Origin of the sequence: Pseudomonas sp. Sample_14 (genome assembly GCF_004307515.1) — a bacterium.
GTDB classification, from domain to species: domain Bacteria; phylum Pseudomonadota; class Gammaproteobacteria; order Pseudomonadales; family Pseudomonadaceae; genus Aquipseudomonas; species Aquipseudomonas atacamensis.
The window spans coordinates 116,750-141,117 of record NZ_RCOC01000015.1; the positions used below are offsets into that span (position 1 = coordinate 116,750).

A 24,368-nucleotide genomic window follows, 5' to 3' on the forward strand; every position below is an offset into this window, starting at 1 on the left:
GAAGGTGATTGGTGTTCAGCAAAGGCGTGGTCTGCTATCATCGCCAGCCTTTGTTGATACCAGTTCGCAATTTGCGCTGAAGCGGCCCAAGCCATGATTAAACAACGCACACTGAAAAATATTATCCGTGCCACAGGTGTAGGCCTGCACTCCGGTGAGAAGGTCTATCTGACCCTCAAGCCTGCGCCTGTCGACACTGGCATTGTGTTTTGTCGCGCTGACCTCGACCCTGTGGTGCAGATTCCTGCCCGCGCGGAAAACGTCGGTGAAACCACTATGTCGACGACGCTGATCAATGGCGACGTCAAAGTGGACACGGTAGAGCACTTGCTCTCGGCCATGGCTGGCCTGGGCATCGATAACGCCTACGTCGAGCTCTCCGCGTCCGAAGTCCCGATCATGGATGGCAGCGCTGGACCCTTCGTATTCCTGATTCAATCGGCAGGCCTGGAAGAACAGGACGCCGCCAAGAAATTCATCCGCATCCTGCGTGAAGTGACAGTGGAAGACGGCGACAAGCGCGCCACTTTCGTCCCTTTCGAAGGCTTCAAGGTGAGCTTCGAGATCGATTTCGATCACCCGGTATTCCGGGACCGCACCCAGAGTGCAAGCGTGGATTTTTCCAGCACTTCGTTCGTAAAAGAAGTCAGCCGCGCTCGTACCTTTGGTTTCATGAGTGACATCGAGTACCTGCGCAAGCACAACCTCGCACTCGGCGGCAGCGTGGAAAACGCGATCGTGGTCGACGCTGATGGCGTGTTGAACGAAGACGGTCTTCGTTATGAAGACGAATTCGTCAAACACAAGATCCTCGACGCGATTGGCGACCTGTACCTGCTGGGCAACAGCCTGATTGGTGAGTTCAAAGGCTTCAAGTCCGGTCATGCACTGAACAATCAGCTGCTGCGCAAATTGATTGAGCAGACAGACGCTTGGGAAGTGGTGACGTTCGAAGACGCCAGCACCGCACCAATCTCTTACATGCGCCCGGTTGCGGCGGTGTAAGTAAAAAACCTCTCTAGTTTTTTGAAGGCCATCCTCGGATGGCCTTTTTTTATGCCTGTGGTTTCTCTAGTGCCTGATCAGGCCTCTTCGCGAGCAGGCTCGCTCCCACCTTTGAAATGCATTCCAACTGTGGGAGCGAGCCTGCTCGCGAAGGTGGCGGCGCCATCACCCTGGAAACATTAGGCTTACACTACAACGCGATTACGGCCTCCTTCCTTGGCCTGATACAGCGCCTTGTCCGCTGAAAACAGCAGCTGCTCCAAGGTCATCTCGCTTGCCGATGTCCAGGTGGCGATGCCGATACTCACGGTCATCGCCCGCTCAGCGCCTTCGACCCAGGGCAAGTCTTCCACAGCCTGGCGAATCTGCTCGGCGATCTGCTGCGCTCCTGCGCTGTCGGTCTCGGCGAGAATCACCGAAAACTCTTCACCGCCATACCGCGCGACCAGATCCGCCGGGCGTCGCACGTTCGCGGTGATTACCTTGGCCAGTTCACGCAAGACCTGATCCCCAGCTTGATGGCCATGGCGATCATTGAAGGCCTTGAAGTGGTCGGCATCGATCATCATCACCGACAGCGGCTGGCCCGAGCGCTGGGCGCGGAACCACTCGTGGCGCAGGGTCTGATCGAGCATGCGCCGGTTGGCCACACCGGTCAGGTCATCGGTGGCAGCCAGTTGCGCCAGTTCGCGTTCGGCGCGATGGCGCAAACGCAGTTCCCGAGCGAGCAGCCAGGTCAGCCACAACAGCCCCAGGCACAACACGCCGGTGGCGCCGCTGATCAGGATCGCCGTGCGCCGCCAGGTGCCGAACACTTCCTCGCTGGACAGCGCGACCATCACGGTCAACGGCAGATTGCCGACCCGCGAGTAGGTATAGAGCCGCCGCTGGTCATCCATGCTCGAAGTGCTGGTGAAACTGCCGCTGCCATCGCGATCGTTGAGAATCCGCACGACATTGGGGCGGTTGCCGAAACTCTTGCCGACCGAATCGCTCTGCAGATACGGCTTCTGCGCAAGCAGCACGCCATCGCTGTTGATGATGTTCAACGTACTGTCGGTGCCGATGTCGAGGCTTTTGAACAGGTCGTCGAAGTAGTCGAGTTTCAGCGACGCCACTGCTACGCCGAGGAATTCGCCGGTCTGCGAGGAAATGCGCCGGCTGAAGCTGATGCGCCACTGATCAGCCTCTTCGCAATCGCAGCGGGTCTTGAACGGGCGGCTGATGAACATGCCGATGTCGCGGTTGAAGGCGTGGGCAAGGAAATAATCGCGGTCGGCGAAATTGCCCGGTTTCGCTTCGATGCGCGAGGAGTCGGCGATCACCTCGCCATGCTTGTCGAGCAGCAGGATGTCGCCCTTGAAGCGCGCGGTGGCAGAGCGATCGAACAACGCCAGATGACGGATCTGCGGCGAGACGTTCTGCAGGTCGTCACGCTGGGCGGCGGCGATCAGCCCTTGCAGCGTCAGGTCGTACAGCTCGACGGTGCGCAGCACATCGGCATCGATCAATTGCGCGATGGTCGTGGCGCGGCGCGTGGCGACTTCCTGCGCACTGGCGTACTCGCGGATCAGCAGGAAGGTGACGATGCACACCATCGCAATCACGGTCAGCAGGCTGCCGAGGATCAGCAGGCGCTCGGGGCGACCGGTAAGGCCTGTGATGGACGGCGTGCGGCTGGTGATCATGATGGGCTGTCGGTAGGAGTGGTTTCGTAAGCTTAGTAGGGCTGACGCCGGACAACCTTGTGGGAGCGAGCCTGCTCGCGAAAGCGGTGTGTCATTCAACACAGATGTTGACTGACAATCAGCTTTCGTCGGAACGCCGCCCGGAGCAGGCTCGCTCCCACAGGGTAGATCAGAGGATCTGAAAAACGCAGCGCCGATCTTAGAAGACGTTGACCGGGTAGTCGATGATCACGCGGTATTCATCTGTATCCGAATCAATCGCGCCGTAGCCGTTGCCGCCCCGGTTGGTGGCCCATTGCAGGCGCACCGCGAGATCCTTGGCCTGGCCGCTTTGTACGACGTACTGCAAATCGATGTCGCGTTCCCAATGTTTGGCGTTGCGGCCATCGGCGCTGTACCAGCTCGAATAGCCTGCGCTGTCCGGGTCAGCTTTGGTCAGATCCAGCGTGCCGCGTGAATAGGACAGCGCCGAAGTCAGGCCGGGCATGCCGACACCGGTGAAGTCATAGGCGTACTTGAGCTTCCAAGAGCGTTCGTTCGGGCCGTTGAAGTCCGAATACTGCTGCGAGTTGTCCAGATAAACGCTGTCGCCCTGGCTGATGTAGTCGAACGGCGTATTACCGTTGACCCGCTGACAGGCGGCGGTAACGCTGTGATGACCGACGCCAACGGTGAAGTGCAGGCTGTAGGTGTTGTTGTCGATGTTGCCCAGCAGCGCATCACCGGTGTCTTGCGTGTGATAGAAGTGCAGGCCTGGGTTGAGGCTGACCAGATCGTTCAGTTGCCAGGTGTAGTCGAGGTCGTAGTAGTACTGGTTCCAGATGTCCTTGAACTCGGACGCGTAAAGGCTGCTGGTCAGGCCCTCAACGCCGCTCCAGGCCACACCGGCCCAGTTCAGGTGCTGGCTTTCGTCGCCGTCGGCGAGGGTGCCGTATGACGTTCCGATTCGGGTATGACCACTCTGGTTATAGGGTTTGGTGAAACTGGCCTGGCCACCTTCGATCAGCCAGCCGTCGAAGCTGTGGTTGCTCAGGCTGATGCCACGAAAGGTCTGCGGCAGCATCCGCGTGTCGCCGCCGGCGATGACCGGGTTGGTGAGGAACAGGTCACCGGCCTTCAACTCGGTATCGAAGGCGCGCAGCTTCAACGTCCCGCCTGCGGTGGAGAACGAGCCCGGCGCTTTGCCGTTGCCATCGCTGATCGGCAGGATGCTCGAACCGTCGGTCCCGCCACCCCCATCGAGTTTCAGGCCGAGCATGGCGTGGGCATCGACGCCGAAGCCGACCGTGCCTTCGGTGTAGCCGGACTGGAACACGCCGAGAAAACCTTGACCCCACTCGATATTGTCGTCCGCCTTCTGCAAGCGGTTGCGATTCATGTAGTAGTTGCGGGCGTTGAGGTTGAGGCTCGAGCCTGCGACGAAGCCCCGTTGGGCAGACTCATCGGCGTGGACAGCGGGGGCAATCGTTGCGGCAATTGCAATGAACAGCGGGGTGAGGCGGACAGGGTAAAACACGTGCGGTGGGGCTCCTTGGGTCAGCGGGCCGCTCTGGTTCTTGAGCGGCTTGATGTTTCTTGTTGTTACAGACGCAGCAGACGGCTTTCAGACCACAACGAAAAAAGGCCGCTGAATGGCAGCGGCCTGGAGTGACGACGGTTGAACGGGAAGAGCCAAACAACCGCGTCGAGGGAAACCTGTCGCGGTGCGACTCAGCTGTCTTTCTCGAGCGCTTGAGCCTGGGAAGTAGCGGCCTGCGGGGATTGCGTCGCGTCTTGAGCCTTGGCCATCACTTCGGCCTGATGCTGATCGAATGCCTGCGCACGAGCGACGTTGTGCGCCACGAACGCTTGCGATTCTTCAGCCATCGCCATCGGCGACAGAATCAATGAGGACAAAACGAATGCGCTGGCAATACCCATACTGTTGGACATCTTGAAAACCTTCTCGCTTGGCGAGTGCTGTTTGGTGCGGGCAAAGATAAGGTTGCCGGGGGTTGGGAAACAGCGTGATTTTCATAAATGACTGTTACAGCAAAAGCAAAGATCGGCACGGGTAACAACCCGGTCTGTGCGTGATGGTGGCCTGTGGCGAGGGGATTTATCCCCGTTGGGCTGCGAAGCGGCCCCAAGGATTCCAGCCTCAAAGATTCTTGGACCTTGTGCACAGGATTTGCGACTGCTGCGCAGTCGAGCGGGGATAAATCCCCTCGCCACAGGGCTTGGCTGAGCATTCAGACCGGAAGGTGAATGCCGAAGGTGTTCATGCCCCGATCACTGCGCACAAACACATCCCCGCCATGCATCAGCGCAATCGCCTTGACGATGGCCAGCCCCAGGCCGTGGTTATTGCCGCTGTTGCTACGCGAGGCATCAACCCGATAAAACCGCTCGAACAACCTCGGCAAATGCTCGCTGGCAATCGGCGACCCGGGATTGGCTACGCCAATGCTCACCTGATGCTCTTCAACTTCGATGCGCACCTCGATCACTTGACCCGGTTCGGTGTGCTGCACCGCGTTGCTGAGCAAATTGATCAATGCCCGGCGCAGATGCGCGACCTCAATCTGCACTTGCGCATCGCCGCTGACCTGCACTTCAACCTGCGCGTCTTCGAGGATGAAATCCAGATAGTCCAGCGTCGTCGCCACCTCATCAGCCAATGACGTCGAGGTCAGTTTGGTCGCCTTGTTGCCCTGATCGGCGCTGGCCAGAAACAGCATGTCGTTGATGATCGAACGCAGCCGCTCCAGCTCTTCGAGGTTCGATTGCAGCACTTCGAAATAGTGTTCGGCGGAGCGCCCGCGAGTCAGTGCGACCTGGGTCTGGCCGATCAGGTTGGTCAGCGGCGAGCGCAGTTCATGGGCGACGTCGGCGTTGAATGATTCCAGCCGTGAATAGGCCAGTTCGACCCGTTCCAGGGTCGAGTTGAACGACTCGACAAACTGTTCCAGTTCCGGCGGCAGCGGCGACAGGCGCAAGCGTCCGGCGCGCAGCGGTGGTGCCAGACGCTGGGCTTCCTGCGACAGTTTGATCAACGGCTTCAGACCGATTCTTGCGACCCAATAGCCCAATGCAGAGGCCAGCAGCACCCCGACAATCGCCAGACTGATCAGGGCGATGAGCAAGTGATGCTGGGTCTGATGCAGCGTCTCGGTGTCGATGCCGATCATGAAGCGCAGCGGCGGGCGCTGATCCTTGGCGGGGAACTGACTGACCAGCACTTTCAGTGGGTAGGGTTGATCGGGCAGTTGCAGATCATGCATGCCCAACGGGCCATTGATGGCGGCACGAATCTGCGGGGTAAGGTTGCCGTATTCGTAGCGCGGATCACCGCTGCTGATCCAGAAGCTGATGCGCTTGTCTTCTTCGCTGAGCAGCTTGAGCTTGTTGTTGATCTTCACCCAATGTTCCGGCGTGCCGTAACGGCCGACGGTGGATTCGAGCACGCTGTACCGCGCATCCAGCTCAGCTTCCGGCAACAGACCCAGGCCCTTGTCGACCTGTTGATACAGCGCGCCGCCAATCAACAGAAACACCACCAGCGCCACCAGCGTGAACATGCCGCTCAGGCGCAAGGCAATCGAGTTACTGGACACCACGGCTCTCCAGCACATAACCCATGCCGCGAATGGTGTGCAGCAGCTTTTCGTTGAACGGCCCGTCGAGCTTGGCGCGCAGGCGTTTGATCGCGACTTCGACGACGTTGGCGTCACTGTCGAAATTGATGTCCCAGACCATTTCGGCGATTGCGGTCTTCGAAAGGATTTCGCCCTGGCGACGGGCCAGCACGCTGAGCAGGGAAAACTCTTTCGCGGTCAGATCCAGGCGCGTGCCGGCGCGGGTGGCCTTGCGGCTGATCAAATCGATCCACAGGTCGGCGATGGTCACTTGCACCGGTTCGTGGCCGCCGCTGCGGCGGGTCAGCGCTTGCAGGCGGGCGACCAGTTCGAGAAAGGAAAACGGTTTGCCGAGGTAATCGTCGGCGCCGTCGCGCAGGCCTTTGATGCGGTCTTCGACGCGCTCGCGGGCGGTGAGCATGATCACCGGGGTCTGCTTGCGCGCACGCAATGCGCGCAGTACGCCAAAGCCATCGAGCCCCGGCAACATGACGTCGAGGACGATCACGGCGTAATCGCATTCCAGCGCCAGATGCAGGCCTTCGACGCCGTCGCGGGCAAGGTCGACGGTGTAGCCCTGTTCGGTCAGGCCACGGTGCAGATAGTCCGCGGTTTTTTCTTCGTCTTCGATAATCAGGACGCGCATGACCGCCTCAGTCTGTGGTCGCCAGTGCCGTTGCGGGCGTTGGGGCTGGTGGGTGTGAGTGCCGATGAAACAGCCGCTCGAGCCATAAGTATATGACCGGCGTGGTAAACAGCGTCAGCATCTGGCTGACCAGCAAACCACCGACCACGGCAATCCCCAGCGGCTGGCGCAATTCGGCGCCGGTGCCGTAGCCGAGCATCAGCGGCAACGCACCGAGCAGGGCGGCGAGGGTGGTCATGATGATCGGCCGGAACCGGGTGATGCACGCTTCGAAAATCGCCTCCTGCGGCGGCAGGCCACGCTGGCGCTGCGCCTCGAGCGCGAAGTCGATCATCAGGATGCCGTTCTTTTTGACGATGCCGATCAGCAGCACCAGGCCGATCAACGCCATGATCGAAAAGTCCTGGCCGCAGATCCACAGCATGATCACCGCACCGAGGCCTGCTGCCGGCAGGGTCGAAATGATCGTCAGCGGATGCACGAAGCTTTCATAAAGCACGCCGAGAATGATGTACACCGCCACCAGCGCTGCCAGAATCAGCCACGGCTGGCTGGCCAGCGAACTCTGGAACGCCTGCGCCGCACCCTGGAAATTGCCGCTGATCGCGGTGGGCATGCCGATCTCGGCCTTGGCCTGATTGAGCTGAATCACCGCTTCGCCCAATGCCACGCCGGGCGCGAGGTTGAATGACATGTTGGCGGCGGGGAACATGCCGTCGTGAGCAATCGACAGCGGGCCGATGGTTGGCGCGTCAAACCTTGCCAGCGCCGACAGCGGCACCATCTCGCCGCTCAGTGGCGAGCGCAGGTAAAAATAGTTGAGGCTTTCGGCCTTGCCGCGCTGCTTGGTGTCCAGCTCGAGAATCACGTTGTACTGGTTGACCTGGGTCTGGAATTCATTGATCTGCCGTTGGCCGAATGCATCGTACAGCGCCTCGTCGACATCGCTGGCGGTCAGGCCGAAACGCGCGGCGGCGCTGCGATCGATGCTGATGTGGGTGATGCTGCCGCCCAGTTGCAGATCGTTGGAAATGTCGCGGAATGCCGGGTTGCTGCGCAGTTTCTCGGTCAGGCGCTGGGTCCAGGTGGCGAGGGTCGCGCCGTCGTTGCTCTTGAGTACGTATTGGTACTGCGCACGGCTGGGGCCGGAGCTGAGGTTGATGTCCTGCCCGGCGCGCAAATAAAGGACGATGCCGGGCACTTTCATCAGTTGCGGGCGGATGCGATCGATGAACTGGCTGGCGCTGACATCGCGATCACCACGTTTTTTCAGGGCGATCCAGAAGCGCCCGTTGGCGATGGTCTGGTTGCTGCCGGAAACCCCGACGGAGTGCGAGAAGGCCTGCACCGCCGGATCGGCCGCGACGATTTCGGCCATGGCCAAGTGTTTTTTCACCATGTCGCCGTAGGAAATATCCGCAGCGGCTTCGGTGGTGCCGAGGACGAACCCGGTGTCCTGCACCGGGAAGAACCCCTTGGGAATGAAAATGTAGCCGGCGACCGCCAACGCCAGCGAAAGGCCAAATACACCAATCATCAGTTTCTGGTGGTCGAGGGCGCGACGCAGGCCCTTTTCGTACCAGCCGAGCAAGCGTTCACTGAAGCCGGGTTTGGCGTTGGCGTGATGTACCGGCTTACGCATAAACAGCGCGGCAAGGGTTGGCGCCAAGGTCAGCGACACCACCACGGAAATCATGATCGTCGAAGTCGCGGTCAGGGCGAATTCCTTGAAAAGGCGCCCGACCACACCGCCCATGAACAGCAGCGGAATGAACGCCGCCACCAGTGAGAAACTGATCGAAACGACGGTGAAGCCAATCTCGCCGGCCCCCTTGATCGCCGCCTCGCGCATATCGTCACCGGCCTCGAGATGGCGATGGATGTTTTCCACCACCACAATCGCATCGTCCACGACGAAGCCGACCGCGACGACGATCGCCACCAGCGTCAGGTTGTTCAGGCTGAAGCCGAGGACGTACATCAGGGCGAAACTGGCGATCAGCGAGACACCGAGCACCGCCGAGACAATCAGCGTCGCCGACAACTGGCGCAGGAACAGCGCCATCACCGCGACCACCAGTAGGATCGCGATCAGCAAGGTGATCTCGACTTCATGCAGCGAGGCGCGAATGGTCTGCGTGCGGTCGATCAGGGTTTTCACCTGCACCGAGGCCGGCAGCATCGCTTCGAGGCCGGGCAGGGCGGCTTGAATGCGGTCGACGGTTTCAACGATGTTGGCGCCGGGCTGGCGGAAAATCACCAGATTCACACCGGGGCGATCTCCGGCCCAGGCCTGCACGTAGGCATCTTCCGCACCGTTGACGACTTTGGCGACATCGCGCAGGTGAACCGGGGCGCCATCCTTGTAGGAAACGATGAGCTCGCTGTAGTCCTCGGGGTGGAACAACTGGTCGTTTGTCGACAGCGTCGAGATACTCGATTCGCCGTACAACGCACCCTTGGCGAGGTTAAGGCTGGTCTGCTGGATCGCCAGCCGAATGTCGGCCAGCGTCAGGCCGATGGCCGCGAGTTTGTCCGCCGAGGCTTGTACGCGAATCGCCGGGCGTTGCTGACCGGTGATGTTGATCTGGCCGACGCCGTCGACCTGACTGATCTGACGCGAGAGCAGAGTTTCCACCAGGTCGCTGAGTTCGGTGCCGGGCATCTGTGTCGAGCTGACGCTGAGGATCAGCACCGGGCTATCGGCCGGGTTGACCTTCTTCCACGTTGGCAGCGTCGGCATGTCTTTTGGCAACTTGCCGGCGGCGGTGTTGATCGCCGCCTGTACTTCCTGGGCGGCGGTGTCGATGCTTTTATCGAGGGTAAATTGCAGGGTCAGCAGAGTTGAGCCCAGCGCGCTGCTGGAGGTCATCTGGGTCATGCCGGGGATAGCGCTGAATTGCACCTCCAGCGGCGTGGCCACGGAGGAAGCCATGGTGTCGGGGCTGGCGCCGGGCAACTGTGCCGAGACTTGGATCGTAGGAAATTCCGCTTCCGGCAGTGGCGCAATCGGCAAACGCGGGAAGGCAATTACGCCGACCAGTACCAGAGCGAACGTCAGCAAAATCGTCGCCACCGGGTGATCGATGCACCAGGTCGAGATGCCCTTGTGCGAGTTCATGGCTTGGGCTCCGCCTGCACCACTTGCGGCGGCTCACTCATGATTTGCACGCTCGAGCCCGGTTTGAGTCGCGACTGGCCGTCGGTCACCAGCACGTCACCAGCGTTGACGCCTTTGATGATGTCCTGGCCGCTGCCCTGATAAACCATTTGCACCGGCACCGCCTCGACCTTGTCGTCCTTCACGCGGTAAACAAAGTGTTGTTCGAGGCCACGCTGTACGACGGTGGGCGGAACCACCAGCGCATCTTTATCCACAGCCGTCTGAATTTTTACCGTCACCAGCAAACCCGGCCAGAGCTTCTGGCTGGCATTGGCGAATTCGGCCTTGGCGCGGATGGTGCCAGTGTTGGCGTTGATCTGATTGTCGATCAGGGTCAGCTGACCTTCGCCGAGCAGATTGCCGGTTTCGCCATCAGTATCGGCTCCGATGTACGCCTTGACCGGGGCGCGTTGCGGATCGCTGATCAGACTCTGCAGGGTCGGCAGCATCTGCTGCGGCAGGGAGAACTCGACGGCGATCGGGTCGATCTGCGTGACGGTGAACAGGCCTTGGGTGTCGGTCATGCGCAGGAAGTTGCCTTCATCGACCGTACGAATACCGACGCGCCCAGTAACCGGAGAGCGAATCTGCGTGTAGGACAGTTGCACCTGCGCCGCATCGATCGAGGCCTGATTGCCTTGTGCCGTGGCCTTGAGCTGATTGACCAAGGCCTGTTGCTGGTCGAAGGTCTGTTTCGATACGCCGTCGTCGACGCTGAGCAGTTTGTAGCGCTTGAGATTGACCAGCGCGACCTGCAACTGCGCCTGACTCTCGCCCAACTGCGCCCGGGCCTGGTCGAGGCTGGCGCGGATCGAGCGGTCATCGATGGTGGCGAGCAGGTCGCCTGCTTTGACCAACTGACCTTCCTTGACCAGAATTTTCGTCAGGATTCCGTCGATCTGCGGGCGCACCACCACGCTGTGCAGCGACAGCACCGAGCCGATGCCGCTGGTGTAACGCGGCACGTCTTTGGCGCTGACCGTTACGACGCGTACCGGGATGGCGGTCGGACTCGCCAGTTTGGTCGGCGCTGGCTTGAGCGCGAACCACAGGCCGGCGGCTGCCAGCAGAATCAGGAGAGTGGCTAGCAGGATTTTGTTTTTCTGGATGGACATGCGCGGCGCCGAAGTCTGGAGTTTGGGCAGATTGACCAGTTATAAACCGGTCAGGCGGTCGGCAGGGTGACGGCTGGCTGTCAGGATTGTCAGTTTCCGACGTTAATTGCAGTGGCTGCGATTACCGTTGAGTTGATAAGTCCCTAAAAGGGACCTATCGTTCCTGTTTTGGGACTCTTCGGTTTGCGCCAGTGGAAAACCTTTCTTTAAGCGAAGCTCTGTTCACCGCCACCCAGCAAAAAGTGTTGGGATTGTTGTTCGGCAAGCCTGACCAGACGTTCTACGCCAACGAAATTGTGCGCTGGGCACAGGTTGGCAAAGGCGGCCTGATGCGTGAACTCGATCGATTGCAACGAGCCGGGATCCTCAGCATGACTCGAGTGGGTAACCAGACCCATTACCAGGCCAATCCCGCATGTCCTATTTACGCGGAGCTTCTGGGCATCACGCGCAAGACATTCGGTTTTGCCGAGCCTCTTCGTCAGGCATTAGAACCGTTTGCCGAACAGATCACGTGGGCGTTCGTGTATGGCTCCATCGCCAAAAACTCGGCGAACACACTCAGTGACATAGATCTCATGCTGATTGGTGAAGGCCTGCACTACAGTGAGTTGATGGAGCGACTCATGCCGTTGGAGGAGCAATTGGGGCGTCCCATCAACCCGACGCTATATACCCCGCAAGACTGGGCCAGGAAGCTGGCGGCACAGAACAGCTTTGTCATGCGAGTGATGCAGCAGGAAAAAATCGATCTGTCAGGGGCCAACCCTTTGGAGTCCAAGGATGGGCAGCAACGAGAGACTGGAGAATCTTCTACGTAGCGGTGTACTGAAAGCGGAGCCACCTGACCGCAAGGAGTGTGAAGGTCTGATGCGCTCGGCTTTGGACAGGCTCAAGGATGCGCACACTTGCACACTGTCGTTTTCCAGCCGGTTCGATTTGGCCTACAACGCCGCTCACGCGCTGGCGCTGACAGCTCTTCGCTTGAGTGGCTATCGATCGGACAAGCGCTATCTGGTATTCCAGTGCCTGATCCATACCACGCAAAGCAGCAAGGTTCAGGTGCGATTGTTTGCGCTGTGCCACGAGCGGCGCAATCTCGCCGAATATGAAGGCTATATGGATGAAGATGACGCGCTTCTTGAGCAATTGCTGGAGAGCACGTCGCAATTGTTGGGTGACGTTCAGCATCGCATGAACTGAAATATCATCACGCAGTGTCAGTGCCAGGCAGCCATTCAGCGCATCGCGCAAATCTTCAGATGCCGAGCCAGAGCGCACAGGTATACTGCGCGCCTTTGCGGCTCACTGATCGGGCCGACTTTTTGTTCCCGGAGCTTTTATGACTTCCCCGACCCAACCGCCGGTTGACGACGCTGTGAGCGACGTCCCGGCTGAAGTGGCTGACGCCAGCGAAACCAAGGCCGAGATCCCGGCGTTCAAGTTCCCGTTCAAGCCGGGCGAGCTGGCTTCGGCGAAAGGCTCGAATCAGCCGTGGTACAAGAATGGCGCGAAGAATGGCCACACCAAAACCCCGGGCATGGCGCCGCCGGGCACGCGCCGGTCGATGGGCAAGCGCTGACATCGGAAAGTGATGGTGCTTGTGCTGGCCTCTTCGCGAGCAGGCTCGCTCCCACATTGGATTTGTGTAGAACCCAACCCTGTGGGAGCGAGCCTGCTCGCGAAAGCGATATCCGCTACAGCACAAATATCAGATCAAGCCGCGCGCAATGAAATAAACGCATAAGTCTGCGCCGGTTCCGTCACCACCTGCCCCCCGGCTGCCAGCACTTGCCCGGCGACATCATCGCCGGACAAATGAAACAGCCATTCACTGGTTCGCGCCGCCAGCGGTTGCGCGCTCACCTGGTCGATCACCGCTGCAAAGGCATCCATGTTCGGCAAGTACGCGGTGAACCCGTCACCCTTGAGCGCCGTGGTGCGAATCCCCAATGCAGCGCAGATCGCATCCTTGAGTTTGATGTCGTCACGGTCCGCCTGACGCGAACGCTGGATCAGCTCAACCAGTGCCCGATCAACCAATTCGCCTCCCACAATCAACTCCGGTCCCTGCTCCCAGGACTCTGGCGGGCAATCCTTGGCAGCTGGATTGAGCGAGATGTGCGGATTGATTTCCGCCGGGTAAATCCGGCAGACCAGCGGGCGGCGCTCGTAGATCCGGCAGCGCTTGTCGTCGTCAAGATTCCGGCAGGGGCCGACGTTGTAGGCGGCAAAGGTGATCGCCACGTGAGCATCAGTAGTGCCACTGCGGACCACCGCCGAACGGCGCTCGGCATGTTCGCGCTGCTGCGCCGGCAGGCCCAGGCCATTGCCGAGAAACGCCTCGACCAGCACGATCACCTGACCGCCATCGGCCGCCCACATGCGGGCTTCGGCGAGCGTCAGCGGGACATGGTGGTCGGTGCAGCATTTGCCGCAGCCTACGCAGGAAAACGTCGTATTCATTGAGCGATCTTTCTTCAATCAGGGTGTGAAACGACGGCGGAAAACCATCGCACAGAACCGGATCGAAGCAAGGACTGCGCCACTCAGTGGGTGTTCGTGGCCGGGCGAATCGAATCCCACTCGGTGACGAACGCGGTTTTCGACTGTTTGTTGTACAGGCACAGCTCGCTGCCTTGCTGGCCTTTCATGTGTTTTTGCGGGTATTGGCCTTGCAGCAGAACGGCGGTGTAACCGACGCGGTCGTCGAATTGCGCGGGCGTGCCGACAGGTTTGACGTTTTTCAGACCGCTGGCCTTGGTGCAACTGGCGAGCACGGTCTTGTCGTAAGCGGCCCAGGCGTCGGGGCTGGAGGCGTGGGCCTGGGAGGCCAGGGCGGTGAGGCTGAGCAGCGCCAGGGTGATGGCTTTCATGGTTGGGGCATCCTTGGTTATGGCCAAGGTTGGAGTCTGTCGGATAGCGGAAGTTGCCAGTGCTGCCCTTCGCGAGCAGGCTCGCTCCCACAGTTTGAAATGCAATCCATCTGTGGGAGCGAGCCTGCTCGCGAAAGCGGTAGATCAGTCGGGCACAAGCTCGCGCCGAACCACAACCATCCCGACACTCTCATACAACCGCCGCGCCCGCAGGTTGTCCTCCAGAACCCGCAAATCGACAAACCCCTCGCGCCGCTGTTGAAAGACGCTGAAGGCATGCAGCAACAACGCGCGTCCAAGCCCCCGGCCCTGCATTCGCGGGTGCACCACCAGATTCTTGATATAGGCACTGGTCCAGCACTGCGCCACGCCCACCACACCCTCGGCATCGCAGGCCACGAAACACAAAGCTGGATCGTATTCAGGGTCGCTGGCAAAGCGCTGACGCCAGTCGTCCAGTGACGGCACTCGACCGCCACCTTCCAGCTGTCCGAGCTGCATCAACTGATGCACCGCCGGCGCCAGCTCCTCGCAGTAGACGGACAGCTCAACCCCGTCCGGCCACTGCGCATCCGGCAGAACCCCACTCAAGTCGCGCCGCAGCAGAAAGCAAAACGTTTCGGTCAAGACTCAGTGCCCGTTGGCCGCGACGTGCTTGGCCGCTTCGATCAGACGTTGGGTCAGCTCCGGCGAGGAGAACTTGGTCAGCACCGCATTGGCACCGGCCAGTCGGGCCTTTTCACTGTTCATCGCGCTGTCGAGGGAGGTGTGCAGCAAGACGTACAAGTGCGCAAAGTCCGGGGTCTCGCGCAGGGTTCGGGTGAAGGCGTAGCCGTCCATTTCCGACATTTCGATGTCGGAGACGATCAGATTGATCTGCTGCGCGGTGCCTTGCAGGTCGAGCAGGCAGTCGATGGCTTCCTTGGCACTACGCGCGGTGTGGCATTGCAGGCCGAGGTTGCGCAGGGTGTGCACCGATTGCTGCAGGGCCACCTGGCTGTCATCGACCACCAGAATGCGCGCGTTGCCGAGCACTTCAGCGTCTTCCATGGTCAGGTCGGTCGGCGCCATTTCGATCTGCGCCGGGGCGATGCTGTGGATGACTTTTTCGATGTCCAGCACCTGTACCAGCGTGCCGTCCACCGAGGTCACGCCGGTGATGTAGGCGCGCGAGCCGCCGGAGCCGAAAGGTGGTGGCTTGATGTCGGTGGTCAGGCAATGGACGATCTTGCTCACCGCCTGCACATGCAGACCCTGCTTGGAACGGCTGACATCGGTGACGATCAGGCAGCCACCGTTGGGATCTTCCAGCGGCCGCTCGCCGATCGCGCGGCTGAGGTCGATCACCGACAGCGATGCACCGCGCAGCGAGGCGATGCCTTTGACGTGCGGGTGCGACTCCGGCAGCTTGGTCAGCGGCGGGCAGGGGATGATTTCACTGACTTTCAGCAGGTTGATCGCCATCAGCTTGCCGCTGCGCAAGGTAAACAGCAGAAGCGAAAGTGAATCTGCGCGGGCTTTGGTGGAGGACATAAGAACCTTCTGTGGGGCGAGAGTGGGAATCGCCAGAAACCTTTGATGCCGTGTTATCGGCGTTAAAGGGATGGGCTTTAGGTTAGTTGTCGGGTAGTCGGCTTGAGTTGATCGCTGTTCTCTCTATCACTGCCCCTCACCCCAGCCCTCTCCCAGAGGTAGAGGGGGCCGACGGAGGTGTCTGGCGTTTTACACCGACCTGAACGACCGAGTCGATTATGGATTCGGAAGAAATCTTTCACGTCAGTGGAATTCTTCAATATCCCCCAATCAGTCCCCTCTCCCTCTGGGAGAGGGCTAGGGTGAGGGTGTGCTTTTAGCTCTTCATGCCTAGTCGTTTGGCCATCCGCCCCAGATTCGCCCGATCCACCCCCAACTCCCGCGCCGCACTTGCCCAGTTATCCTGGTGACGCTCCAGCGCTGCACTGATCAGGCGCCGCTGAAACTCATCGGTGGCACTGCGCAGATCCCCGCTGATTATCGGCATCACGTCGACCAAGTCAGCACTGGCAGGCGCAACCACGTTATCCACAACCTCTCGGGGCAAATCCAGATCCGCCGCGCTCAGACTCAGAATCTTCGGCCGCACTTTGCAGTTACCCAGCGCCTTCAGCGCACTGCGTCCGATCAAATGCTCCAGCTCCCGGACATTGCCCGGCCAGGTATAGGCGAGCAGCGCTTCCTGAGCATCACTGTTCAAACGCAGGCTGTTGAGGCCCATGCGCGAGCGGTTCTGCTCGAGAAAGAAGCCACTGAGCAGCAACACGTCGCGCCCGCGATCGCGCAGGGCCGGCACCCGCAGCGGGTACACGCTCAAGCGGTGATAGAAGTCGGCACGGTAGCGACCGCTGCGCACTTCTTCGGCCAGATCACGATTGGTCGCGGCAATCAGACGCACGTCGACCTGGTGCTCCTTGTCCGAGCCCAAGCGCTGCAATTGACCGCTCTGCAATACGCGCAGCAACTTGGCCTGGACTGTCAGCGACAGCTCGCCGACTTCATCAAGAAACAGCGTGCCGCCATTGGCCAGTTCGAACTTGCCACGCCGGTCGCTGGTGGCGCCGGTGAAGGCGCCGCGCACGTGGCCGAACAGTTCGCTTTCCACCAGCGTGTCGGGGAGGGCGGCGCAATTGAGGCTGATGATCGGTTTGTCGGCGCGCGCGGAGGCGGCGTGAATCGCTTGGGCTACCAGCTCTTTGCCGACCCCGGTTTCGCCGGTGATCAGAACAGTCAGATCACTGCCGCCGACCAGATTGATTTCTTCCACCAAGCGTTTGTGCGCTTTGCTCTGGCCGATCATTTCGCGGTGCTGCTGACCGCTGGCCTGACGGTAGACCTCGGCGCGCTGATGCTCGTCTTCGGCGCGGGTGGCCAGACGTTCGATGCGTTCGGCGGCGTTGACCGTGGCCGAGGCGAGGCTGGCGAAGGCTTGCAGGGCGTCGAGTTCGATCGGCTCGAAACGCTCCGGGTCCAGCGCGTCGAGGGTGATCAGGCCCCAGAGTTTTTCATCGACGAATAAAGGACAGCCGAGGCAGTCGTGAACTTCAAGATGATCGTCGAGGCCATCGACCAATCCGTCATAAGGATCGGGCAGGTCGCTGTCGGCAGCGAAGCGCGTCGGCCCGGCGCCGGCCAGCAGGATTTCAAAACGCGGGTGCTCGCTGACCTTGAAGCGCCGGCCGAGAGTGTCGGTGCTTAGACCGTCCACCGCCAGCGGCACCAATGATTCGCCATCCAGACGCAACAACGCGGCGGCATCGCAGGGCAACAAGGCGCGCATGGCCTCGAGCAAACGCCGGTAGCGCTCACCTTCGGGCAGTTCGCGGGAGAGGTCGGCGACCAGAGGCAGCAGGGCGGTAAGCAGGGATTTAGCGGTCATGGTTATGTAGTCAAAGAGACAAGGTGTAGTCGCGATGACTATACGTTCATTTGTGTCGAAATGACTATGAGGGGTTCAAACTGTTGAATTCAAAGGATTAATTAGTTGGCACGAAAGCTGATATCCCTAATGCAATCTTTCAAGAAAGCGCAGGAGTCACCTTATGCTTAGCGTCCAGGATCGTGCCATCATCAAATCCACCGTGCCTCTGCTGGAAAGCGGCGGCGAGGCGTTGATCACGCATTTCTACCGCATGATGCTCTCCGAATACCCGCAAGTGCGCCCGCTGTTCAACCAAGCGCATCAGGCCAGTGGCGATCAGCCGCGTGCCTTGGCCAACGGCGTGCTGATGTACGCCCGGCACATCGATCAGCTCGACCAGTTGGGCGATCTGGTGGCGAAGATCATCAACAAACACGTCGCCCTGCAGATTCTGCCGGAGCATTACCCGATCGTCGGCACCTGCCTGCTGCGCGCCATTTCCGAAGTGCTCGGCGAAGAGATCGCCACGCCTGAGGTGATGAGTGCCTGGGGCGCTGCGTACGGGCAACTGGCCGACATCCTGATCGGCGCCGAAACCGCGATCTATGACCAGAAGGAACACGCTGTCGGCGGCTGGCGCGGTGCGCGGGAATTCATCGTCGCAGCGAAGGTGCAGGAGAGCGCGGAAATCACCTCGTTCTACTTCGAACCGGCGGACAAAGGGCCGATTCTTGCGGCCGAACCGGGTCAGTACATCGGCATGAAGCTGATCCTCGACGGTGAAGAAATCCGTCGCAACTATTCGCTGTCGGCACTGGCCAATAACGGCCAGTACCGCATCAGCGTCAAGCGTGAACCGAATGGTCGCGCGTCCAACTACCTGCATGATCAACTGCACGTCGGCTCAAACATTCAACTGTTCCCGCCGTCGGGCGAATTCACCCTGGCGGCCAGCGACAAGCCGCTGGTGCTGATCAGTGGCGGCGTCGGCATCACCCCGACGCTGGCGATGCTGGAAGCCGCGCTGGCGACCGAACGTCCGGTGCACTTTATCCACTGCGCGCGCAACGGCAGCGTCCACGCGTTCCGTGACTGGGTCGATGGGTTGGCGGCGCGTCATCCGCAACTCAAGCGCTTCTATTGCTACGCCGAAGAAGATGGCGTCAGCCCGGCAGCGGACAAGGTTGGCCTGCTCAGCGAAGAACTGCTCGGCCAGTGGCTGCCGGCGCAGCGCGATGTCGATGCGTACTTCCTCGGGCCTAAAGGGTTCATGGGCGCGATCAAGCGGCATCTGAAAGCGTTGGGCGTTCCGGAGAAACAGAGCCGTTACGAGTTCTTCGGCCCGGCTGCTGCTCTGGAGTGATCCGAGACTGAGTTGTCTCGTTCGCGAGCAGGCTAGCACCCACAGGATTTGTGTCCGACGCAGATCCATTGTGGGAGCGAGCCTGCTCGCGAATCTTCTGCGCGCCGCAAAAGCCATGTTGGTTAATCATTCCTTAACCGCTCTATCGTTTATTGCCCCGGTGTAGACTTGCGACAATTACAGCCGCCGGCCGGCTGGATCATGGACTTACAAAGGAAAGGCAATGAGCGAGGAAACGATGCGGTTGGGGCGTGAGCGGCGCTACCTGGTGTTGCTGGGGATCATCTGCCTGGCGTTGATCGGCGGCGCACTTTACATGCAGGTCGTGCTCGGCGAAGCACCTTGCCCACTGTGCATTCTGCAGCGCTATGCACTGTTGCTGATTGCACTGTTCGCCTTCATTGGCGCGGGCATGCGCAGCCGTCGCAGCATCACCGTGTTCGAGACGCTGGTGGTGATCTGTGCGATCGCCGGGGCTGGTGTGGCCGGGCATCACGTCTATACGCAGTTCTATCCGGCGGTGAGCTGTGGCGTCGATGTGCTGCAGCCGATTGTCGATGATCTGCCGCTGGCAAAGATCTTCCCGCTGGGCTTCCAGGTTGACGGTTTCTGCTCGACGCCGTATCCGCCGATCCTCGGTCTGTCGCTGGCGCAATGGGCGCTGGTGGCCTTCGTGCTGGTGGTCATTCTGGTGCCTCTGCTGACTTCGCGTAATCGAAAAGCGCTGCGCTGAGTCAACTTCTCGGCAGAGCTGCCGATAAACAAAACGCCCCGATTTTCGCTGCTGAAAATCGGGGCGTTTTGCATTTCAGAGCGTTTGTGAAAACACCGTGACGAACGGCAATGAAGCGTGCGGCAAATGTGCGACATGTTGTCACACAGGGGCTGTCGCAGGGACTCGGGATGCGGCGGATTGGCCGCCTGTTACATAAAAACATTGGCCAGTTTTAGTGTTTTCGGGCTTGAGCACGGACGTACCAGAGCAGGCAGTTTTAACAGGCGCCGGCAGATGGGCGAAGCCCTTGGAACATCAGGCTTTGCGCCGCTCCAGCGTTTGTAGATCGGGTGCAGAGCTGTCTGATTTGAGGCGGTTACGCTGGCAGATTTTGCCGCTTTTATTGAGAAACGCTTTCGATAACTTGCGCAACTTTTGCAAAAATGGCGATGGATTGTTGCTCTGAGTGATAAAAATTATTTCGGGATAAGACATGGTGTATAGGGCGCTACCTATCTACAATCGCCCGCACTGAATTCCCGACGCTGTTCAGCCTTTATCAAGGAACTGATCAGGAGGTCGGGTGTCGAGCGAGCCGCGAGGTTTTCGAGACACCCTGGTGTCGGTGCCTTTCCAATTTTCCGCACCAAATGGAATTGGTCTGTAACAAGGCCTTTGACCACGAATTCGAATAAGAACTGAACGCTGTCCCAAGGTTTTGTCGAGCGTCAGACGCGCGACGGGCGGCCCTTATTCAATCCAAAGAAAATGCCAACCCTTGGCAGGGTGAAGTGTTGGCGATCAAAACCCAACTGCATTGCGCAAGCTGCTTTAGAGGTCGTGAGATGAGTAAAAACAGGTACCCCAGATTACTAGGCCTAGTGCCGCTGCTCGGCACGTTGTTGCTGGGAGGCTGCAACATGACCTTGCTCAATCCAACGGGCCAGGTCGGCCTGGAACAGCGCAACCTGATCATCACCGCCACGCTGCTGATGCTGTTGGTCGTCGTGCCGGTCATCGTCATGACCTTCCTGTTTGCCTGGAAGTACCGCGCTTCGAACAAGAACGCCGTCTACACGCCGAAGTGGTCGCACTCGACCAAGATCGAAGTGGCCGTATGGACCATCCCGGTGCTGATCATCATCGCCCTGGGCTACATCACTTACATCTCGACTCACGAGCTGGACCCGTATCGTCCGATCGAGTCTGACGTCAAGCCGGTGACCATCGAAGTCGTCGCGCTGGACTGGAAGTGGCTGTTCATCTACCCGGAACAAGGCATTGCCACGGTCAACAAGATCGTGTTCCCGGCGCACACGCCAATCAACTTCAAGATCACCTCCGATGCCGTGATGAACTCGTTCTTCATCCCGGGCCTGGGCGGCCAGATCTACGCGATGGCGGGCATGCAGACCAAGCTGCACCTGATCGCTGACCGCAACGCTGAAATGGACGGTATCTCCGCCAACTACAGCGGTGCCGGTTTCACCGGTATGAAATTCAAGGCTATCTCCACTACTCAGGAAGATTTCGACGCCTGGGTAAGTGAAGTCAAGAAGTCGCCTAAACAGCTTGATCAGGCTGAATACGCGGCCCTGGCCAAACCGAGCCAGAACAACCCAGTCGAACTCTACTCGTCGGTCACGCCGAACCAGTTCCAGATCATCGTCGACAAGTACGAAGGTATGAAGCCGGGCAAGCCGCTGAAGCACGAGAAGAAAGAGAAAGAAGTGGCGGCCACGGATATTGACGCGGGTTCGCATTCAGCTGCCGGGGCAGAGGAGTAAACGATGTTTGGTAAATTAAGTTGGGAAGCAGTCCCATTCCACGAGCCGATCGTGATGGTGACCATCGCCATGATCGCCCTCGGTGGTCTGGCGCTGTTCGCTGCGATCACTTACTTCAAGAAGTGGACGTACCTGTGGACCGAGTGGCTGACTTCGGTCGACCACAAGAAAATCGGCGTGATGTACATCATCGTCGCCATGGTCATGCTGCTGCGCGGCTTTGCCGATGCGATCATGATGCGTACCCAGCTGGCCATGGCCACCGAGGGTTCGCCTGGCTACCTGCCACCTGAACACTATGACCAGATCTTCACCGCTCACGGTGTGATCATGATCATCTTCATGGCGATGCCATTCTTCACCGGCCTGATGAACCTTGCAGTGCCGCTGCAGATCGGCGCGCGTGACGTTGCGTTCCCGTTCTTGAACTCCCTGAGCTTCTGGCTGCTGGTGTCCGGCGTTGTGCTGATCAACCTGTCGCTGGGTATCGGTGAATTCGCCAAGACCGGTTGGGTTGCGTATCCGCCGCTGTCGGGTCTGCAATACAGTCCTGGCGTGGGTATGGATTACTACATCTGGGCGCTACAGCTATCCGGATTGGGTACGACGTTAACCGGGGTCAACTTCCTCGCGACCGTACTGAAAATGCGTACCCCTGGCATGAAACTGATGGACATGCCGATCTTCACCTGGACCTGCACCTGGGCAAACGTTCTGATCGTGGCTTCGTTCCCGATCCTGACCGCTACCCTGGCACTGCTGACCCTTGACCGTTACATGGATTTCCACATTTTCACCAATGAACTTGGTGGCAATCCGATGATGTACGTCAACCTGTTCTGGGCGTGGGGCCACCCTGAGGTTTACATCCTGATCCTGCCGGCCTTCGGCATCTTCTCGGAAGTGATCTCGGCCTTCACCGGCAAGAAACTGTTCGGCCACCACTCGATGATCTACGCCTCGGGCGCGATCTCGGTACTGGGCTTCATGGTCTGGCTGCACCACTTCTTCACCATGGGTTCGGGTGCAAGCGTCAACGCCTTCTTCGGTCTGGCGACGATGCTGATTTCCATCCCGACGGGTGTGAAGCTGTTCAACTGGCTGTTCACCATCTACCAGGGCCGTCTGCGCTTCACCAGCCAGGTCATGTGGACTCTGGGCTTCATGGTGACCTTCGCCATCGGCGGCATGACCGGCGTACTGCTGGCCATCCCGGGTGCTGACTTCGTGCTGCACAACAGCCTGTTCGTGATCGCGCACTTCCACAACGTGATCATCGGCGGTGCGGTATTCGGTTACATCGCTGGCTTCGCGTTCTACTTCCCGAAAGCGTTCGGCTTCAAGCTGCACGAAGGCTGGGGTAAAGCAGCGTTCTGGTTCTGGATCTCGGGCTTCTTCGTCGCGTTCATGCCGCTCTATGCACTGGGCTTCATGGGCATGACCCGTCGTCTGAACGCCACCACCAACCCTGAGTGGGTACCGTACCTGTACGTTGCCATGTTCGGTGCGGTGATGATCGCTGTCGGTATCGCCTGCCAACTGATCCAGCTGTACGTCAGTGTGCGTGACCGCAACAAGCCAGAGAACGTTTGCGATCACGGTGACCCGTGGAATGCACACACCCTGGAATGGTCGACCTCGTCGCCACCACCGTTCTACAACTTCGCTGTGCTGCCTAAGGCTGACTGCATCGACCCGTTCACCGAAGCCAAGGAAAACGGTACTGCGTACCAGCGTCCGGCCAAGTACGAGCCGATCCACATGCCGAACAACACCGCTACTGGTGTGGTGATGGGCGCGCTGTTGACCGTCTTCGGTTTCGCGATGATCTGGCACATCTGGTGGCTGGCGATCGCGAGCCTGGTGGGCACCGTCGTTTACTTCGTGATCCACGCTGCACGTGACGACCAGGGCTATATGGTTCCGGTTGAAACGATCGAGCGTATCGAAGCCGAGCAGCACAAGCGTCTGGTCGCGGCAGGGAAAATCCCGGCCAATGCCACCCGTGTTGAAACCTCGTTGGAACAGGCTTAAACCATGTCGAACTTAGTGACCAATGTTGGACACGCCCATGGTGACCATGGGCACGATGACCATCACCACGACTCGGGCGAGATGACCGTATACGGTTTCTGGCTCTACCTGATGACCGACTGCATTCTGTTTGCGTCGATCTTCGCGGTGTACGCAGTACTGGTAAACAACGTTGCCGGTGGCCCGTCGGGCCACGAGATCTTCGAACTGCCTTACGTGCTGGGCGAAACCGCTCTGCTGTTGTTCAGTTCGATCACCTACGGCTTCGCCATGCTGGCGTTGTACAAGGGCAAGAAGCAGGCAGTCCTGGGCTGGTTGTTCATGACCTTCCTGCTCGGCGCGGGCTTCATCGCCATGGAGATCAACGAGTTCCACCTGCTGATCTCCGAGGGCTTCGGTCCTAGCCGTTCGGGCTTCCTGTCGGCGTTCTTCACCCTGGTCGGTACCCACGGTCTGCACGTTTCGGCCGGTCTGATCTGGATGGGCATCATGATGTATCAGGTCAACAAGCATGGCCTGACGTCGACCAACAAGACCCGTCTGAGCTGCCTGAGCCTGTTCTGGCACTTCCTGGACGTGGTCTGGATCTGCGTCTTCACCGTTGTTTACCTGATGGGGACTTTGTAATGGCTAACGCACACTCCCATGACAGCCACGATGCTGGCCACGGCAGCGTCAAGTCGTACGCCATCGGCTTCATCCTTTCGGTAATCCTGACCGTCATTCCGTTCGGTCTGGTGATGTACCCGACCCTGCCGAAGTCGACGACGCTGGCAATCGTTCTGCTGTTCGCAGTGATCCAGGTGATCGTTCACCTGTATTACTTCCTGCACCTGGACCGTTCCATTGCACAGCGTAACAACGTGATCGCATTCGTCTTTACGGCGATCGTGATCGTGCTGCTGGTTGGCCTGTCGCTGTGGATCATGTTCAGCATCCACACGTACATGATGGCGAAGTGAGGT

At 59.5% G+C, this 24,368-nt stretch carries 22 protein-coding genes; 10 read left to right on the plus strand and 12 right to left on the minus strand.

Annotation, left to right across the window (positions count from 1 at the left end; all coding sequences use genetic code 11):
* Nucleotides 1-93 precede the first annotated feature (93 nt).
* A complete protein-coding gene (lpxC, locus tag D8U61_RS03400; RefSeq protein WP_007916984.1) occupies nt 94-1,005 on the plus strand; it encodes a UDP-3-O-acyl-N-acetylglucosamine deacetylase in 912 nt (303 codons plus the stop codon).
* Nucleotides 1,006-1,190: 185 nt separating this feature from the next.
* Here lpxC and D8U61_RS03405 read toward each other — a convergent pair whose 3' ends face one another.
* The 7 genes from D8U61_RS03405 to D8U61_RS03435 all read right to left on the minus strand — a co-directional run bounded on the left by D8U61_RS03405 (nt 1,191) and on the right by D8U61_RS03435 (nt 11,234).
* Nucleotides 1,191-2,693 carry a sensor domain-containing diguanylate cyclase gene (locus D8U61_RS03405; RefSeq protein ID WP_130926408.1) on the minus strand — a complete coding sequence of 501 codons (1,503 nt, stop codon included), beginning with the start codon at nt 2,691-2,693 and terminating at the stop codon, nt 1,191-1,193.
* A 199-nt stretch (nt 2,694-2,892) separates the two neighbouring features.
* A complete protein-coding gene (locus D8U61_RS03410) occupies nt 2,893-4,209 on the minus strand; it encodes an OprD family porin (RefSeq protein WP_130926409.1) in 1,317 nt (438 codons plus the stop codon).
* A 194-nt stretch (nt 4,210-4,403) separates the two neighbouring features.
* Nucleotides 4,404-4,625, minus strand: a complete 222-nt coding sequence (locus D8U61_RS03415; protein WP_016773285.1) for a hypothetical protein — start codon at nt 4,623-4,625, stop codon at nt 4,404-4,406.
* A 299-nt stretch (nt 4,626-4,924) separates the two neighbouring features.
* Nucleotides 4,925-6,289, minus strand: a complete 1,365-nt coding sequence (locus tag D8U61_RS03420; RefSeq protein WP_130926410.1) for a heavy metal sensor histidine kinase — start codon at nt 6,287-6,289, stop codon at nt 4,925-4,927.
* On the minus strand, nt 6,279-6,956 hold the full coding sequence (locus tag D8U61_RS03425) for a heavy metal response regulator transcription factor (protein ID WP_016773287.1): 678 nt from the start codon (nt 6,954-6,956) through the stop codon (nt 6,279-6,281). Before D8U61_RS03425 ends, D8U61_RS03420 begins: the two co-directional genes overlap by 11 nt.
* A 7-nt stretch (nt 6,957-6,963) precedes the next feature.
* Nucleotides 6,964-10,077 carry a multidrug efflux RND transporter permease subunit gene (locus tag D8U61_RS03430; RefSeq protein ID WP_130926411.1) on the minus strand — a complete coding sequence of 1,038 codons (3,114 nt, stop codon included), beginning with the start codon at nt 10,075-10,077 and terminating at the stop codon, nt 6,964-6,966.
* Nucleotides 10,074-11,234: an efflux RND transporter periplasmic adaptor subunit gene (locus D8U61_RS03435; protein WP_130926412.1), complete on the minus strand. Its 1,161-nt coding sequence runs from the start codon at nt 11,232-11,234 to the stop codon at nt 10,074-10,076. The genes D8U61_RS03430 and D8U61_RS03435 overlap by 4 nt, the downstream gene beginning before the upstream one ends.
* Nucleotides 11,235-11,425: 191 nt before the next feature.
* Here D8U61_RS03435 and D8U61_RS03440 point away from each other — a divergent pair, with 191 nt between their 5' ends.
* The 3 genes from D8U61_RS03440 to D8U61_RS03450 all read left to right on the plus strand — a co-directional run bounded on the left by D8U61_RS03440 (nt 11,426) and on the right by D8U61_RS03450 (nt 12,816).
* The gene (locus D8U61_RS03440) at nt 11,426-12,055 is read left to right on the plus strand and encodes a nucleotidyltransferase domain-containing protein (RefSeq protein ID WP_125925701.1); all 630 of its coding nucleotides are present in this window, start codon (nt 11,426-11,428) and stop codon (nt 12,053-12,055) included.
* Entirely contained in the window at nt 12,018-12,437 is a 420-nt protein-coding gene (locus D8U61_RS03445; protein WP_125925700.1) for a hypothetical protein, read from the plus strand. The genes D8U61_RS03440 and D8U61_RS03445 overlap by 38 nt, the downstream gene beginning before the upstream one ends.
* A gap of 139 nt (nt 12,438-12,576) precedes the next feature.
* Nucleotides 12,577-12,816 (plus strand): hypothetical protein, encoded by a 240-nt coding sequence (locus tag D8U61_RS03450; RefSeq protein WP_016773292.1) that lies wholly within the window; start codon nt 12,577-12,579, stop codon nt 12,814-12,816.
* 134 nt (nt 12,817-12,950) lie between these two features.
* Here the strand turns inward: D8U61_RS03450 and D8U61_RS03460 are convergent, their stop codons facing one another.
* From D8U61_RS03460 to norR, 5 genes are all read right to left on the minus strand, one after another.
* Nucleotides 12,951-13,700, minus strand: a complete 750-nt coding sequence (locus D8U61_RS03460) for a YkgJ family cysteine cluster protein (protein WP_125925697.1) — start codon at nt 13,698-13,700, stop codon at nt 12,951-12,953.
* Nucleotides 13,701-13,783: 83 nt separating this feature from the next.
* The gene (locus tag D8U61_RS03465) at nt 13,784-14,110 is read right to left on the minus strand and encodes a hypothetical protein (RefSeq protein WP_016773294.1); all 327 of its coding nucleotides are present in this window, start codon (nt 14,108-14,110) and stop codon (nt 13,784-13,786) included.
* 144 nt (nt 14,111-14,254) lie between these two features.
* Nucleotides 14,255-14,737, minus strand: a complete 483-nt coding sequence (locus D8U61_RS03470) for a GNAT family N-acetyltransferase (protein WP_177433299.1) — start codon at nt 14,735-14,737, stop codon at nt 14,255-14,257.
* A gap of 3 nt (nt 14,738-14,740) precedes the next feature.
* Nucleotides 14,741-15,643 (minus strand): chemotaxis protein, encoded by a 903-nt coding sequence (locus D8U61_RS03475; RefSeq protein ID WP_016773296.1) that lies wholly within the window; start codon nt 15,641-15,643, stop codon nt 14,741-14,743.
* Between the two features lie 316 nt (nt 15,644-15,959).
* Nucleotides 15,960-17,522, minus strand: coding sequence for a nitric oxide reductase transcriptional regulator NorR (norR, locus tag D8U61_RS03480; protein ID WP_130926414.1), 1,563 nt, complete (start codon nt 17,520-17,522; stop codon nt 15,960-15,962).
* A gap of 163 nt (nt 17,523-17,685) precedes the next feature.
* On the opposite strand from norR, the gene hmpA reads away from it, so the two are divergent.
* The 6 genes from hmpA to cyoD all read left to right on the plus strand — a co-directional run bounded on the left by hmpA (nt 17,686) and on the right by cyoD (nt 24,365).
* Nucleotides 17,686-18,867 carry an NO-inducible flavohemoprotein gene (gene hmpA, locus D8U61_RS03485; protein WP_130926415.1) on the plus strand — a complete coding sequence of 394 codons (1,182 nt, stop codon included), beginning with the start codon at nt 17,686-17,688 and terminating at the stop codon, nt 18,865-18,867.
* Between the two features lie 223 nt (nt 18,868-19,090).
* Complete coding sequence (locus D8U61_RS03490; RefSeq protein WP_016773299.1) at nt 19,091-19,600, plus strand: disulfide bond formation protein B; 510 nt, start codon at nt 19,091-19,093, stop codon at nt 19,598-19,600.
* An 827-nt stretch (nt 19,601-20,427) separates the two neighbouring features.
* Nucleotides 20,428-21,369 (plus strand): ubiquinol oxidase subunit II, encoded by a 942-nt coding sequence (cyoA, locus tag D8U61_RS03500; RefSeq protein ID WP_024014231.1) that lies wholly within the window; start codon nt 20,428-20,430, stop codon nt 21,367-21,369.
* 3 nt (nt 21,370-21,372) lie between these two features.
* A complete protein-coding gene (cyoB, locus tag D8U61_RS03505) occupies nt 21,373-23,403 on the plus strand; it encodes a cytochrome o ubiquinol oxidase subunit I (RefSeq protein WP_016773302.1) in 2,031 nt (676 codons plus the stop codon).
* A gap of 3 nt (nt 23,404-23,406) precedes the next feature.
* Nucleotides 23,407-24,030, plus strand: a complete 624-nt coding sequence (gene cyoC / locus D8U61_RS03510) for a cytochrome o ubiquinol oxidase subunit III (protein ID WP_024014230.1) — start codon at nt 23,407-23,409, stop codon at nt 24,028-24,030.
* Nucleotides 24,030-24,365: a cytochrome o ubiquinol oxidase subunit IV gene (gene cyoD / locus D8U61_RS03515; RefSeq protein WP_011335842.1), complete on the plus strand. Its 336-nt coding sequence runs from the start codon at nt 24,030-24,032 to the stop codon at nt 24,363-24,365. Before cyoC ends, cyoD begins: the two co-directional genes overlap by 1 nt.
* Nucleotides 24,366-24,368: the final 3 nt, after the last annotated feature.